This is a genomic window from Micromonospora sp. NPDC053740, assembly GCF_040677775.1.
Taxonomy (GTDB): Bacteria; Actinomycetota; Actinomycetes; order Mycobacteriales; family Micromonosporaceae; genus Micromonospora; species Micromonospora alfalfae.
Window position 1 is genome coordinate 226,385 of the sequence record NZ_JBFASO010000005.1, and the last position, 13,119, is coordinate 239,503.

General features: G+C 71.6%; 10 protein-coding genes. 3 read left to right on the forward strand and 7 right to left on the reverse strand.

Going from position 1 to position 13,119, the window contains the following annotated elements:
* Nucleotides 1-254: 254 nt before the first annotated feature.
* Nucleotides 255-1,820 (forward strand): aldehyde dehydrogenase family protein, encoded by a 1,566-nt coding sequence (locus tag AB0K35_RS16205; protein WP_363885929.1) that lies wholly within the window; start codon nucleotides 255-257, stop codon nucleotides 1,818-1,820.
* Between the two features lie 17 nt (nucleotides 1,821-1,837).
* On the opposite strand, the gene AB0K35_RS16210 is transcribed toward AB0K35_RS16205, so the two are convergent.
* The 4 genes from AB0K35_RS16210 to AB0K35_RS16225 form a co-directional block, all read right to left on the reverse strand.
* Nucleotides 1,838-2,902: a GNAT family N-acetyltransferase gene (locus tag AB0K35_RS16210; RefSeq protein WP_238671919.1), complete on the reverse strand. Its 1,065-nt coding sequence runs from the start codon at nucleotides 2,900-2,902 to the stop codon at nucleotides 1,838-1,840.
* Between the two features lie 117 nt (nucleotides 2,903-3,019).
* Entirely contained in the window at nucleotides 3,020-4,078 is a 1,059-nt protein-coding gene (locus tag AB0K35_RS16215; RefSeq protein ID WP_363885931.1) for a hypothetical protein, read from the reverse strand.
* Nucleotides 4,079-4,139: 61 nt separating this feature from the next.
* Entirely contained in the window at nucleotides 4,140-4,841 is a 702-nt protein-coding gene (locus tag AB0K35_RS16220; RefSeq protein ID WP_238671917.1) for an amino acid-binding protein, read from the reverse strand.
* A gap of 161 nt (nucleotides 4,842-5,002) precedes the next feature.
* Nucleotides 5,003-6,724 (reverse strand): thiamine pyrophosphate-binding protein, encoded by a 1,722-nt coding sequence (locus AB0K35_RS16225; RefSeq protein ID WP_363885933.1) that lies wholly within the window; start codon nucleotides 6,722-6,724, stop codon nucleotides 5,003-5,005.
* Between the two features lie 204 nt (nucleotides 6,725-6,928).
* On the opposite strand from AB0K35_RS16225, the gene AB0K35_RS16230 reads away from it, so the two are divergent.
* Nucleotides 6,929-8,008 carry a phosphotransferase family protein gene (locus AB0K35_RS16230; RefSeq protein WP_363885935.1) on the forward strand — a complete coding sequence of 360 codons (1,080 nt, stop codon included), beginning with the start codon at nucleotides 6,929-6,931 and terminating at the stop codon, nucleotides 8,006-8,008.
* Nucleotides 8,008-9,219: an acyl-CoA dehydrogenase family protein gene (locus AB0K35_RS16235; RefSeq protein WP_357365256.1), complete on the forward strand. Its 1,212-nt coding sequence runs from the start codon at nucleotides 8,008-8,010 to the stop codon at nucleotides 9,217-9,219. Before AB0K35_RS16230 ends, AB0K35_RS16235 begins: the two co-directional genes overlap by 1 nt.
* 508 nt (nucleotides 9,220-9,727) lie before the next feature.
* Here the strand turns inward: AB0K35_RS16235 and AB0K35_RS16240 are convergent.
* From AB0K35_RS16240 to AB0K35_RS16250, 3 genes are all read right to left on the reverse strand, one after another.
* Nucleotides 9,728-10,774 (reverse strand): LacI family DNA-binding transcriptional regulator, encoded by a 1,047-nt coding sequence (locus tag AB0K35_RS16240; protein ID WP_238671913.1) that lies wholly within the window; start codon nucleotides 10,772-10,774, stop codon nucleotides 9,728-9,730.
* An 82-nt stretch (nucleotides 10,775-10,856) separates the two neighbouring features.
* Nucleotides 10,857-12,278 (reverse strand): GH1 family beta-glucosidase, encoded by a 1,422-nt coding sequence (locus AB0K35_RS16245; protein WP_363885938.1) that lies wholly within the window; start codon nucleotides 12,276-12,278, stop codon nucleotides 10,857-10,859.
* A complete protein-coding gene (locus AB0K35_RS16250; RefSeq protein ID WP_124853396.1) occupies nucleotides 12,275-13,117 on the reverse strand; it encodes a carbohydrate ABC transporter permease in 843 nt (280 codons plus the stop codon). The genes AB0K35_RS16245 and AB0K35_RS16250 overlap by 4 nt, the downstream gene beginning before the upstream one ends.
* Between the last annotated feature and the right edge of the window lie 2 nt (nucleotides 13,118-13,119).

A 13,119-nucleotide genomic window follows, 5' to 3' on the forward strand; every position in this document is an offset into this window, starting at 1 on the left:
CGTGCGCGGCACCGCTTCCGTACTCGCGAGTAACCATTGCGGACCATCTCACACCATCGACAGTCTTCGATCTGTGAATCGAGTTTGCGCAGCTCACGACGGTAGCTTCCGCGACGGTTTTCGCGCCGTTCGAGCGCTTCGTCGGCCAGCCAGACAAACGTACTGTTGCTGACCCACTACCAAGCGCGAGACAGTACCGCTCACCAGCGGTGCCGTCGACGCCGCCGCTCCCTGGTCAACCCTGAGGAGAAGCGATGGCACTACGACTCGCCGACGGCACCACCTGGACCGACATCCTGGCCCGCGCGGTGGCCGCCGCCCCGGAGGCGTTCGGCGCCGAGGTCGACGGCGTCACCACACTGCACAACCTGATCGAGGGCGAATGGCGCGCGGTCGGCCAACCCGCCCCGGTCCGCACCCCGGTGGACAACACAGTCCTCATCAACCTGCCCCGGGTCGACGCGACCACCGCACGTGCCGCGGTGACCCACGCCGCCGCCGCGCACCGGGCCTGGGCCCGGACCCCGCTGGCCGACCGCAAGGCCCGGGTCGCCGAAGCCCTGGACTCGCTCACCGCCCACCGCGACCTGCTCGCCCTGCTGCTGGTCTGGGAGATCGGCAAGCCGTGGCGGCTGGCCTGCGCCGACGTGGACCGGGCGCTCGACGGCGTCCGCTGGTACGCCGACGAGATCGACCGGATGCTCGCCGACGGCCGCGAACCGCTGCCCGGCCCGGTCAGCAACATCGCGTCCTGGAACTACCCGATGAGCGTGCTGGTGCACGCCGAACTGGTCCAGCTCCTGGCCGGCAACGCGGTCATCGCCAAGACCCCGTCCCAGGGCGGCGCGGTGTGCCTGACCGTCGCGCACGCGCTGATGCGCCGGGCCGGGCTGCCCGCCACGCTCGTCTCCGGCAGCGGCGGGGAACTGTCCGAGGTGCTGGTCCGGGCACCCGAGATCGGTGCTGTGGCTTTCGTCGGCGGCCGGTCCAACGGCGGCAAGGTGGCCGCCGCGCTGCTCGACAGCGACAAGCGGCACTTCATCGAACAGGAGGGTCTCAACGCCTGGGGCATCTGGAACTTCACCCAGTGGGACCTGCTCGCCACTCACCTCAGGAAGGGTTTCGAGTACGGCAAGCAACGCTGCACCGCGTACCCCCGCTTCGTGGTGCAGCGAGACCTGGTCGACGAGTTCCTCGACATGTACCTGCCGGTCGTCCGCTCGGTCCGCTTCGGTCACCCGCTCGCCGTCGGCGACGACTGGGCCGCCGGTGACCCGCTGCCCGAGCTGGACTTCGGGCCGCTGATCAGCGCCGCCAAGGCCGACGAGCTACGCCGCACCGTCGACGAGGCGGTCCGCGGCGGCGCGATCCCGCTGCACCGCGGCAAGCTCACCGGCGCGCCGTTCCTCTCCGGGCAGGACACCTCGGCGTACGTGGCGCCGTCGGTGCTGCTCGCCCCGCCCGGACGGTCCCGACTGATGCACGCCGAGCCGTTCGGTCCCGTCGACACGATCGTCGTGGTGGACACCACCGACGAGCTGCTGGCCGCCATGAACGCCTCCAACGGCGCGCTGGTGGCCTCGCTGGCCTGCGACGACACCGACGAGGCCGGCAAGCTCGCCGTCGACCTTCAGGCGTTCAAGGTGGGCATCAACAAACCGCGCTCACGCGGTGACCGGGACGAACCGTTCGGCGGCCGGGGCGCCTCCTGGAAGGGCGCGTTCGTCGGCGGCGACCTGCTGGTGCAGGCCGTCACCGTCGGCGGAGACAGCCGGCTCTACGGCAACTTCCCCGACTACACCAGCTACCCCACCACCTGAGCACCGCAACCAGGGCCCTAGGCAAACGCGCCAGTGCGCTCCGCCGAGGAGGCGACGGCGAGCGGGACGGTGAGGGTGAGCAGCCCACCGTCGCGCTCCGTCACGGCGGGCCGACCCAGCCGGTGCAGCGTACGCAGCATCGGGTCGTTGGTGGCCTGCACGTGCAGCACCAGCGCCGCGTACCCGGACCGGTCGGCGTGCTGGACCACCCGGCGCAGCAACGCCGAGCCGAGCCCACGCCGCTGCCAGTCGTCCCGCACCAGCAGCGCCACCTCGGCCTCGTCGCCCTCGCCGAGCAGGTTCGCCATGGCGACCACCGACTCGGCCGTACCGTCGGAGCCGGTGGTGCCAGCGATCAGCGTCAGCCCTCGGCTCGGCTCCAGCAGTCGACGCAGGCGGGCCGGCTGCGGCAGCGCTGCCCCGCCCAGGTAACGCCGCTGCCGGCTACGCGGTGAGCACGCCTCGTGCAGCTCCAGCACGCCGGGCAGATCGTGGGCGCTGGCCGGCCGGACGGCCACCTCCGCGCCGTCGGGCAGCACCATTGTGACCTGTTCGGCGGCCCGGCGCGCCACGGTGGCGGCCAGCTCGACCAGGGCCTGCGCCCGCGCGTACTCCGCCGGGGTGAAGTCGGGTGCGGCCCGGCGCAGCGCGAACGAACCGCCCGCCGGGTCGGCCAACAGCATGCCGGCCCCGGTGATCCCTCGTTCGCCGCCGACCGACGCGGGTCGCCAGCTCACGACGTCGGCGGCGAGCAGGGTCCGCAACGCCTCACCCGTCGCGTCCGGGTCACGCACCAGCCGGTTGGCCAGCCCGAGCACCCGGGTGGGCTGGTCGGCCAGACCACGCGCCTCGCTGCGCGCCACCCAGCAGTCCCGGCCCCGACCACGCTCGACCGCGGCGATCAGCTCGGCCTCGTCGAGCGCGTCCGGCGCGTCGACCAGGAAATCGTCCACCGCGCCCTGCTCGGTGGGCTGCACCTGCACGGTGAGGATGTTGACCCCGCGCAGCGCGAGACTCGCGGTGAGCACCGACAGGTAACCCGGCCGGTCGTCCACCGTCGCTCGGATCCGCCACAACGTCATGGTTGGCTCCCTTCCCCGGGTACCACCCTCGTCCCCCGCTGTTGCCGCCCGATTGCCCGGCGGTGACGGGTTGCGCTCGGGAGCGTGACCCCGCCGGGCGGGTCACCGGATCCGCCGCTACGCGAAACGGCCGCGGTAGCCGATGGGGCCCTCGCCGACCCGCTGGTAGGTGCCCAGGAACCCACCGCCGCCCAAGGCGATCGTGCCGTTGTTGCCGCGCAGGTCCCGCCAGGCCAGCCTGCTGAGCGGGTGGTCGCGTACCCCCACGGCGAGGAGCAGGTCACCCGAGCGGTGCCAGCCGCCGGCCCAGCCCTCCTGGGTGTGGAAGCGCCGCGCCTCCTTGGCGACGGTGCCGCGCTCGGTCAGCCGGCCGCGGAACTCCGTCGGCTCTCCACCCGGCTGCCGCCGCCAGCCGTAGAAGGCCTGCTGTTGCTTCTCGAACGTGATCGCGTACTCGGCACCGGACGTGTCGGCCCACGCCACCTGGTCGAGGACGGACTGCTCGCCCCGATCGACGAAGATGGTGACCTCGCCGACGGCACTCGTGTACCGCAGCACCGGCTCCGCGATCGCCTGCCGGACGAGGGCCAGGCCCGCCTGGTCATGCGCGTACATCGGGTCGACAGTGACCCGGTAGAGCCACAGCATGCTCCGGGCGTCGACACCGCTCGCGATCCGCATCGTGTTCCGGCCGGCGACCAATTCCACGGCCGGGACCGCGAAGACCAGCCGTTGCGGAAGCCCACCACCGTTCGGGATGCGGAACTCGTCTGCCAGCGGCCGGCCGTTGAGGACAACGGTGAGCGGGGCGTACCCGGGACCCCCGGCCAGCATCGACGCGAGCGCCATCAGGGTGACGCATGCCTCCCGGACCACGGCCGGGTCGGGTACGTCGAACTCGAACTCGACCGACCCGCCGACGTTAATCGAAAGGTGGTCGTCCGCCGCCGAGGACCGGTGCACGCCGGTGATCTCGACGTTGCCGAGGCGGGGCGGCTCGCTGCCGAAGTCCGCGTAGGTGGGTGCCATCTGGATCCCCGGCCGCCGCCCGGGCACCGGCGCGGCAGCCGGCGGGTGCGGCAGCTTGGCGTCCCCCTCGTAGCCCTGCGGCGCACCGGACCGGGCCCGGCCGCCCGCGGCGGTCTCCGCGCGATATTCATCAGTGGACTTGTTCATCCCGAGGAGACTAGATCAACAAATCCGGCCTCCGCGGGCTGCCCGGTCGACGGGTGGCGCCTCAGGGGTTGGCGCTGACCGGTGGTGCGCCGACCAGGTCCAGTCGGTCGCCGAGGATCACCGCGCAGGCCCGGACGAGCTGGGTGAGCCGATCCACCTCGGTGCTGTGGAACGCCGCGGCGGAGAGGGTCTCGCTACGCTCGCGGGCCACCACCAGCACCAGGCCCGCCCGGCCGAACGGCGCGATCGCGTGGTGGGTGCCGTCGGGCGTGGTCATCGACCGCCCGCGCAGCGGGGTCACCTCCGGCAACCGCGGGGGTACGGGAGCACGCCAGCTCGCGTGCCCCACCGTCGCCCCGCCGCCCCCGCTCCGCGAGGCCCAGTCGACAGGCACCACGGCGCCCACGGCCCAGTCGGCGGCCAGTAGCCCCGGCACCGCGTCGACAAGGGTGGCCAACCCGTCCGCCGGGTTGGCCGCGACCTGGGCCAACAGCTCCGCGTCCTGGCCTGTGGTGGTGGGCGCGCCGATCGCCCGCCACACACCGTCCACCCGCACCCCCGGTATCGCCGCGAGGCCGGCCAGCAGCCGCTCCACCCGCGCCGCGCCCGGCCAGACGACAGTGAAGTCGTCCACCGCGCGCCCGCCGAGCCGTTCGAGGACCACCACCTGGACGATGTCCGCCCCGGAGACGCCCAAGGTACGGGCAACCTGACCCAGGGTGCCCGGACGGTCCGGCAGGGTGACCCGAACTCGCAGCAACATGTCTGTCCCTCCGCTCGGCGGGCCGGCGAAGGAGCGGCCGGCAGGCTGACCCCAGCCTGGTCGTTGACCATTTCGTCCCTGTTGCAGGGGCATGTCCCGAGCGGAAACTTACCGGTCGGTGACCGAGCGGTTTCGGCAGGTGAGGAAGCGGACGCCGACGCTCAGGGCAGCCCGCCCAGGGGCAGGACCGGTGTGGAGGCCAGCTGTGCGTGGTAGTCCGCCGCGGACGTCTCCCGACCCCACTGGGGCATTCCGGCGGGCAGGTCCAGCCGGTCGGTCTCCACCTCGATGAGGGTCAGCTGGGCCGGTGGTCCGTCGATGCCGGCCAGGATGGCGGCCAGCTCGCCTTCGGTCCGGGCGACGTGGGCGGTGAAGGTCCTGTCCCGGGCGAACACTGCGGGGAGTTCCGTGTACCGCCAGTTGTCGATGTCGTTGTACGGCTGGTGCCGTCCGTCGACTGCCCGTTCGACGGTGTAGCCGCCATTGTTGACGACGACGATGATCGGGCGTTGGTTCGTGGCGAGCATCCGGCTGATCTCCTGCACTGTCAGTTGCAGTGATCCGTCGCCGGTGATCAGCACCGTCCGTCGATCCGGTGCCGCCACCGCGGCGCCGAAGGCGGCCGGTGTGGCGTAGCCGATCGAGCCCCAGATGGGCGGTTCCACAACGGTGACCCCGGCGGGCAGCCGCATCGTCGCCGCACCGAAGGACGGGGTGCCGGTTTCCGGGACGAAGATGTCTCCCTCACGCAGCATGCTCTGGATCGCCGGCCAGAGCCGTGCCTGCCGGATCGGTTCGTTGTTCGACGGGTCGAGTACGGGCGGGTCGCCCGCCAGCAGCGGCGCGCGTGACCATTCCGTCGTACGGTTCGGGGCGATCTCGTGCAGGCACCGCAGCGCCGCCGGCAACGCGACCGGGGCGAAGCGGGTGCCGGCGACGACGGCGGCGTCCCGGTGCAGGCTGATCACCCGGTCCACCTTCAGGTCGGCGGTGAACAGGCCGTCCCAGTCGAAGAACGTGGTGCCCACGCAGACCAGGGCGTCCGCGCCCTCCACCACCTCCGCAACCTCATCGGGGCTGTCGCCGCCGTTGTAGATGCCCACGTAGTGGGGGTCGGACTCGTCGAGCAGTCCGCGTCCCAGCGACTGCGCGGCGACCGGCCAGTTTCGGTCGGCGGCCATTGCGGTGACGGCCGCGCCGAGGGTGAAGCGGATCGGCAGGTTTCCCACCAGCATGGCCGGCCGCTCGGCACCGGCGAGCAGTCGCCGGGCGGCCGCGGCGAAGGCGTCGAGCTGCCCGGGCGCCACCACCGGCTCGGGCCTGGTGAACCGTTTCCCGGGGTCGGCGACCTCGGCGTGGGCCACGTCGCCGGGTATCCGGATGTATACCGGGCGCTGCTGCGACCAGCACTCGGTGAGTACCCGGTCGACCTCCCCCGCAGCGTTCTGCGGGGTCAGCGAGGTCTGGGCGACTGTCACCTCGCGCGCCACCCGTATCCAGTGGTCGAAGTCGCCGTCGGCGAGCGAGTGGTGCATGGAGGTGTGCTGCCGCATGATCTCTTCGGTCGGACCGCCGACGATCGAGACGATGGGTACCGACTCCGCCATGGCCCCGGCCAGCGCGTTGACCGCCGACAGCTCGCCGGGACCGAACGTGGTGAGGATCGCGGCCACACCCGCGAGGCGGGCGTACCCGTCGGCGCTGTAGCCGGCGTTGAGCTCGTTGCAGCTACCGACCCACTCGATCCCGTCGAACGCCTCGATCTGATCGAGGAAATCCATGTTGTAGTCCCCCGGCAACCCGAAGACATGGCGCACTCCGAGGTCGTGGAGCCGGCTGAGCAACAGCTCGCCGACCGTTGTCGTACCCTTGCTCGCCTTCACCACGATTGACCCCCGTCGCTCCGAAGACCGCCGCCGCGATCCGCCCTCAAGACGATATCCAGGCAGTTGTCGGAAAGGTGGAGATTGTCCGTCATGCCGGCTCAACCGGCGGCGGCGCCACGTCCGAGCGACCGAAGCCCTCCCGACGACGCATCCGACGAATCTGACCTTGACAACGTGAACGGGCTGCCATCAACTAGTCGGATGAGTGATCCGGCCGTCGATGCGTCACGGCCGGCGGCCGTCCCGACCTCCCCAGCAGGGCTGGACCTGGACCGACTCGCCGACCATCTGGCAACGCACCGACCCGAGCTGGCCGTCGGGGCGCTGCGTGCCCAGCTGATAGCGGGCGGCAAGTCCAACCTCACCTACCTGCTGCGCCTCGGCGACCGCGAGGTGGTGCTGCGCCGTCCCCCGCTGGGGCACGTGCTGGCGACCGCTCACGACATGGCGCGCGAGTTCCGGGTCATCTCGGCGCTGGCGCCGACCGAGGTGCCGGTCCCGGGCGCGCTGCTGCTCTGCACCGACCCCGAGGTGATCGGCGCGCCCTTCTACCTGATGGAGCGGATGCCCGGCGAGGTGTTCCGCACCCGCGCGCAGACCGACCCGCTGGGCGACGAGCGCCGCCGGGCCCTGGCAATGGCGATGATGGACACGCTCGCCGCGTTGCACAGCGTCGACCCGTCCAGCGTCGGGTTGGCTGACTTCGGCCGTCCCGAGGGCTACCTCGCCCGGCAGGTCCGCCGCTGGGCCGGGCAGCTCGACCGCTCCCGCAGCCGCCCACTGCCCGGCATCGACGAACTGCGTGACCTGCTCGCCGCGACCGCCCCGGAGGGCGCGAACGCCGGCCGGATCGTGCACGGCGACTACCGGCTGGACAACCTCCTCGCCTCGGCCGACCCGGTCGCCGTGCACGCGGTGCTCGACTGGGAGATGGCCACCCTCGGCGACCCCCTCGCCGACCTGGGGCTGCTGCTCACCTACTGGGACGTGCTCGGCGGCAGCGACACCGCCGCCGGCAACCCCGTCGCCGACGGGCTCGGCCCGCGCGCCGGCTTCCCCACCGGCAGCGAGCTGATCGACAGGTACGCCGGCCGCAGCGATGCCGACGTCGGGCCGCTGCACTGGCACGTGGCTCTGGGCTGTTTCAAGCTCGCTGTCATCTGCGAGGGCATCCACTACCGCCACACGCTCGGGCAGACGCTCGGCGAGGGCTTCGACCGGATCGGCGAGATGGTGGCACCGCTGGTCGCGCACGGGCTGACCGCCGCCAGGGAGCGGTGATGGACTTCTCATACGACAGCCGGACCGAGGAGCTGCGCGCCGAGCTGACCCGGTTCCTGACCGAGCACGTCTATCCGGCCGAGGCCGTGCACGCCGAGCAGGTGGCCACCGGGGACCCGTGGTCGCGTACCCCGGTGTTGGCCGAGCTGAAGGCGGAAGCCCGCAAGCGCGGCCTGTGGAACCTCTTCCTGCCCGACCCGCGTTACGGCGCCGGCCTGACCAACCTCCAGTACGCCCCCCTGGCCGAGCTGACCGGGCGCAGCCCGCACCTCGCGCCGGAGGCGGTCAACTGCGCGGCACCGGACACCGGCAACATGGAGCTGCTGGCCGAGTTCGGTTCGGAGGCGCAGCAGAAGCGCTGGCTGATGCCGCTGCTGGAGGGTGAGATCCGCTCGGCGTTCTGCATGACCGAGCCGGATGTCGCGTCCTCCGACGCCACGAACATCGCCACCCGGATCACCCGCGACGGCGACGAGTACGTGATCAACGGACGGAAGTGGTGGTCGTCCGGGGCCATGGATCCTCGCTGCGAGATCTTCATCGTGATGGGCAAGACCGACCCCACCGCCGACCGGCACCGCCAGCAGAGCATGGTGCTGGTCCCCCGGGACACCCCCGGGGTGAACGTGCGCCGGGGCATGACCGTCTTCGGCTACACCGACGGTTCGCACGGCGGGCACGCCGAGATCGACTTCACAGACGTCCGGGTGCCCGCGGAGAATCTGATCGGCGCCGAGGGCACCGGCTTCGCCATCGCCCAGGCCCGGCTGGGGCCGGGCCGGATCCACCACTGCATGCGATTGATCGGAATGGCCGAGCGGGCATTGGAGCTGCTCTGCAAGCGGGCGCTCGGGCGGATCGCGTTCGGCCGACCGCTGGCCGAGCAGGGCGTTGTCCGGGAGTGGATCGCCGAGTCCCGGGTCCGCATCGAGCAGGCCCGGCTGCTGGTACTCAAGACGGCCTGGCTGATGGACACCGTCGGCAACAAGGGCGCGCACACCGAGATCCAGGCCATCAAGATCGGCACGCCGGCGATGGCGGAGTGGGTGATCGACAAGGCCATCCAGGCCTACGGCGGCGCCGGTGTCAGCCAGGACACCCCACTGGCCGCCCTCTGGGCACAAACCCGCACCCTGCGCCTGGCCGACGGTCCCGACGAGGTGCACCGCAACTCCCTGGCCAAGCGCGAACTCCGCCGCTGGGCCCAGTAACCCCGCCTGGCCGCCGCACTTCCCCGCCGCCCGCGCCCACCCCGCACGCCGCGCCCACCCCGCACGCCACACGCCGCAGCCACACGCCGCACGCCGCACGCCCCCATGCCGCAGGCCGCACGCCGCACGCCCCAGGCCGCACGCCCCAGGCCGCACGCCCCAGGCCGCAGGCCGCAGGCCGCACAAGATCGCGCAACTTCCTGGATGTAGTGGCCTCCTCAGGCACGATGACCACTACATCCAGGATCGAGCGCGATCTTGCGCTATGCGCGGGCGCGGGCGCGGGCGCGGGCGCGAGGTGACGCGGGCGCGAGGTGACGCGGGCGCGAGGTGACGCGGGCGCGAGGTGACGCGGGCGCGGGCGCGAGGTGACGCGGGCGCGAGGTGACGCGGGCGCGGGCGCGAGGTGACGCGGGCGCGGGCGCGAGGTGACGCGGACGCGGACGCGAGGTGACGCGGGCGCGGGTGACGCGGGCGCGGGCGCGAGGTGACGCGGGGTGGGTGTGGGTCAGGCGGAGGCTCGGTGGACCAGTTGGGTGTCCAGCAGGATGTGGGAGGCGGGTAGCTCCTCGCCACGGATCCGGGCCACCAGCAGGCGGGCCATCTGCCGGCCCATCTCCTCCACCGGCTGGAAGACAGTGGTCAACGGCGGCTCCGCCCGTAGGGCGATCGTCGCGTCGTCGAAGCCGATCACTGCGACGTCCTGCGGCACGCGGCGACCGGCCTCGCGCAGGGTACGCAGCGCACCGAACGCCATGAGGTCGGAGGCGACGAAGACCGCGTCGAGGTCCGGGCAGGCGTCCAGCAGGCGACGCATGGCGGCCGCGCCGCTGCCCTCACTGAAGTCGCCGTACGCGATCAGGTCGGGGTTGACGCCGGCCCCGGTGGCCTTGACCGCCTCGGTGTAGCCGGTCAACCGGGCCAGGCCGACGCCCATGTCCTGCGTTCCGGCGATGGTGGCGATGCGTCGCCGCCCCTGGCGCGCCAGGTACTCCACCGCCTGCCGGGCCCCGCCAACGTTGTCCACGTCGACAAACCAGGCCGGTTGGGCGCCGGGTTGCAGCATCCGGGCGGGCCGACCGCCGAGCACGGCGGGCAGGCCGCGCTCCTCCAGCAGCGTCGGCAGCGGGTCGGAGTCGTGCAACGACAACAGCAGTACGCCGTCGACGTGCTGGTTGGTGAGGTGGTGCTCGACCCGCTCCCGTTCCACCGGAGACTGGGCCATGGCCAGCCAGAGCTGCATCGGCGTCTCCAGCAGCCCGGAGCTGATCCCCCGCACGATCGCGGCGAAGAACGGCTCGGTGAAGACCCGCTCGCCGGATTCGGACACCACCAGCGCGACGGAGTCGGTCCGCTGGGTGACGAGCGCACGGGCGGCCCGGTTCGGCACGTACCCCAGCTCGGCGATGGCCTGTTGGACCGCGGCCCGGGCCTCCGGGCTGACCTGGGGCGAGCCGTTGACCACGCGGGAGACCGTGCCCCGACCGACGCCGGCACGCGCCGCGACCGCATCGAGGGTCGGGCGCCCGAGCGACCGGGTGCGCTGCGTTGTCATCGTCTGCTCCTCCGACGGCGGGCGGACCCGGCGCCACCTGCGAGAGGTGGACGCCGGGGCCGTCCTGATGGCTGGCCCGAGCCTATTGTGCGGCCAGACCGTTGCGCCGGATCACCGAGGCGTACCACTTGGCGCTGGACTTGGGGGTGCGAACCTGGCTGTCATAGTCGACGTGGATCATGCCGAACCGCTTGGTGTAACCCCAGGCCCATTCGAAATTATCCATCAGCGACCAGGCAAAGTATCCCCGCAGAGGCACTCCGGCGTCGATCGCCTCGTGGGCGGCGCGCAGGTGGGCGTCGAAGTAGGCCAGCCGATCGACGTCGTCGACCTGCCCGTCGACCACCGAGTCGACGAACGCGGAGCCGTTTTCGGTGACGTACAGGGGCAGGTCGGTGTAACCGTGCACCCGGCGCAGCGTCTCGGTGAGACCCGGGGCGTCGATCTCCCAGCCCATGTCGGTGACCGGAACGCCACGGGTGACGAACCGGACGTCCTCGCTGCCCGGCCAGCACGAGGGGGCCGGGTCGGCCGCCTCGCCCTGGACCGGCGCGGCGACCACGTGCCTGCTGTAGTAGTTGACCCCGACCAGGTCCAGTGGCGTGGAGATGGTCGCCAGGTCACCGTCGCGCACGTGCTCGAAGTCGGTCACAGTGCTGAGGTCGGCCACCAGGTCCTCCGGGTACGACCCGCGCAACAGCGGATCCAGGAAGAACCGGTTGGCCAAGCCGTCGATACGCCGGGCGGCGTCGGCGTCGGCGGGACTGTCAGTGGCCGGGTCGACCGGGTAGAGGTTGACTGTCACGCCCACCTCGGCGGCCGGCCGGGCGGCCCGCATTGCCTGCACGGCCAGGCCGTGACCGAGCATCAGGTGGTGTCCGGCACGCACCGCGTCCGCTCCGTTGGTGCGGCCGGGGGCGTGCACGCCGGAGCCGTAGCCGAGGAACGCTGAGCACCACGGCTCGTTCAGGGTGGTCCAGTAGCGCACCCGGTCACCGAGCGCGTCGGCCATCAGTGTGGTGTAGTCGGCGAAGCGGGCCGCGGTGTCCCGCGCCGGCCAACCGCCGGCGTCTTCCAACGGCTGCGGCAGGTCCCAGTGGTAGAGGGTGAGCCACGGCTCGATGCCGTTGGCCAACAGCTCGTCCACCAGTCGCCGGTAGAAGTCCAGGCCGGCAGGGTTGGCCGCACCGGTGCCGGTGGGCTGCACCCGGGACCAGGAGACCGAGAAACGGTACGACTTCAGGCCCAGCTCGGCCATCAGCGCGACGTCGTCGCCGAGGCGGTGGTAGTGGTCGCACGCCACGTCCCCGGTGTGCCCGGAGACGACACGACCCTCGGTGTGGCTGAAGGTGTCCCAGATCGACGGGGCACGGCCGTCCACGGCCGCCGCTCCCTCGATCTGGTACGCCGCCGTCGCGGCCCCCCAGAGGAATCCGGGTGGAAAGGTCAGCCCGGGACGCTCGTCGAGGACGTCGACGGCGGGTGGGCTGGCGGGGTTGCTCACGACTTGACGGCACCTTCCATGATCCCGCCGATGATCTGGCGGCCAAACACGAGAAAGACGATTACCAGGGGGATGGTGCCGATCGCCGTGGCGGCGAACACCTGGGAGTAGTCGGTGTAGTAGGCGTACGAGAGGAAGGAGAGCGAGACCTGGAGGGTCGGGTTCTCCGGGGTGAGGATGGCGTACGGCCAGAGGAACGAGTTCCAGGTCTCCATGAAGGTCAGCAGACCGAGGACGCCGGCGGCCGGGCGCAGCGCGGGCAGCACGATGCTCCAGTAGATCCGGAACGTGCTCGCGCCGTCGACGCGGCCGGCCTCGATCAGCTCGTCGGAGATCGCCTGGCTGGCGTACTGCCGCATCATGAACACGCCGAAGGCGGTGACGAGGAACGGCACGGTGACCGCGTAGAGGGTGTCGTACCACCCCAGGTCCTGCATCATGCCCCAGAGCGGGATGAGCCCCATCTGGGTCGGGATCATCATGGTGACGATGATCGCCAGCAGGAGGGCGTTGCTGCCGCGGAACTTCAGCTTGGCGAAGGCGAACCCGGCCAGCGAACCGGTGAGCACCACCGAGACGGTGACCACCGAGGAGACGATGATCGAGTTCATCATGCCGGTGAGGAAGTTGGCGGCGTCGTTGTCGAGCACCCGCCCGAAGTTGTCACCGAACGCGCCACCGGGGGTCAGCGGCGGCGGCACGTCGTTGATGTTGTCCAGGCTGCGGGTGCCGATCACCAGCATGTAGTAGAACGGGTAGATCGACAGCAGCGCCGCCAGGACGAGCGCCAGGTAGGTCAACGGGCTGGTGCGCCACAGGCGCTGGGAAGCCGAGATCATCG

Excerpts from the sequence above, each read along its gene's own strand:
- AB0K35_RS16205 (WP_363885929.1), top strand. The coding sequence starts at position 255 with ATGGCACTACGACTCGCCGACGGCACCACCTGGACCGACATCCTGGCC.
- AB0K35_RS16220 (WP_238671917.1), bottom strand. The coding sequence starts at position 4,841 with ATGTTGCTGCGAGTTCGGGTCACCCTGCCGGACCGTCCGGGCACCCTG.
- AB0K35_RS16230 (WP_363885935.1), top strand. The coding sequence starts at position 6,929 with ATGAGTGATCCGGCCGTCGATGCGTCACGGCCGGCGGCCGTCCCGACC.
- AB0K35_RS16210 (WP_238671919.1), bottom strand. The coding sequence starts at position 2,902 with ATGACGTTGTGGCGGATCCGAGCGACGGTGGACGACCGGCCGGGTTAC.
- AB0K35_RS16215 (WP_363885931.1), bottom strand. The coding sequence starts at position 4,078 with ATGAACAAGTCCACTGATGAATATCGCGCGGAGACCGCCGCGGGCGGC.
- AB0K35_RS16240 (WP_238671913.1), bottom strand. The coding sequence starts at position 10,774 with ATGACAACGCAGCGCACCCGGTCGCTCGGGCGCCCGACCCTCGATGCG.
- AB0K35_RS16235 (WP_357365256.1), top strand. The coding sequence starts at position 8,008 with ATGGACTTCTCATACGACAGCCGGACCGAGGAGCTGCGCGCCGAGCTG.
- AB0K35_RS16250 (WP_124853396.1), bottom strand. The coding sequence starts at position 13,117 with ATGATCTCGGCTTCCCAGCGCCTGTGGCGCACCAGCCCGTTGACCTAC.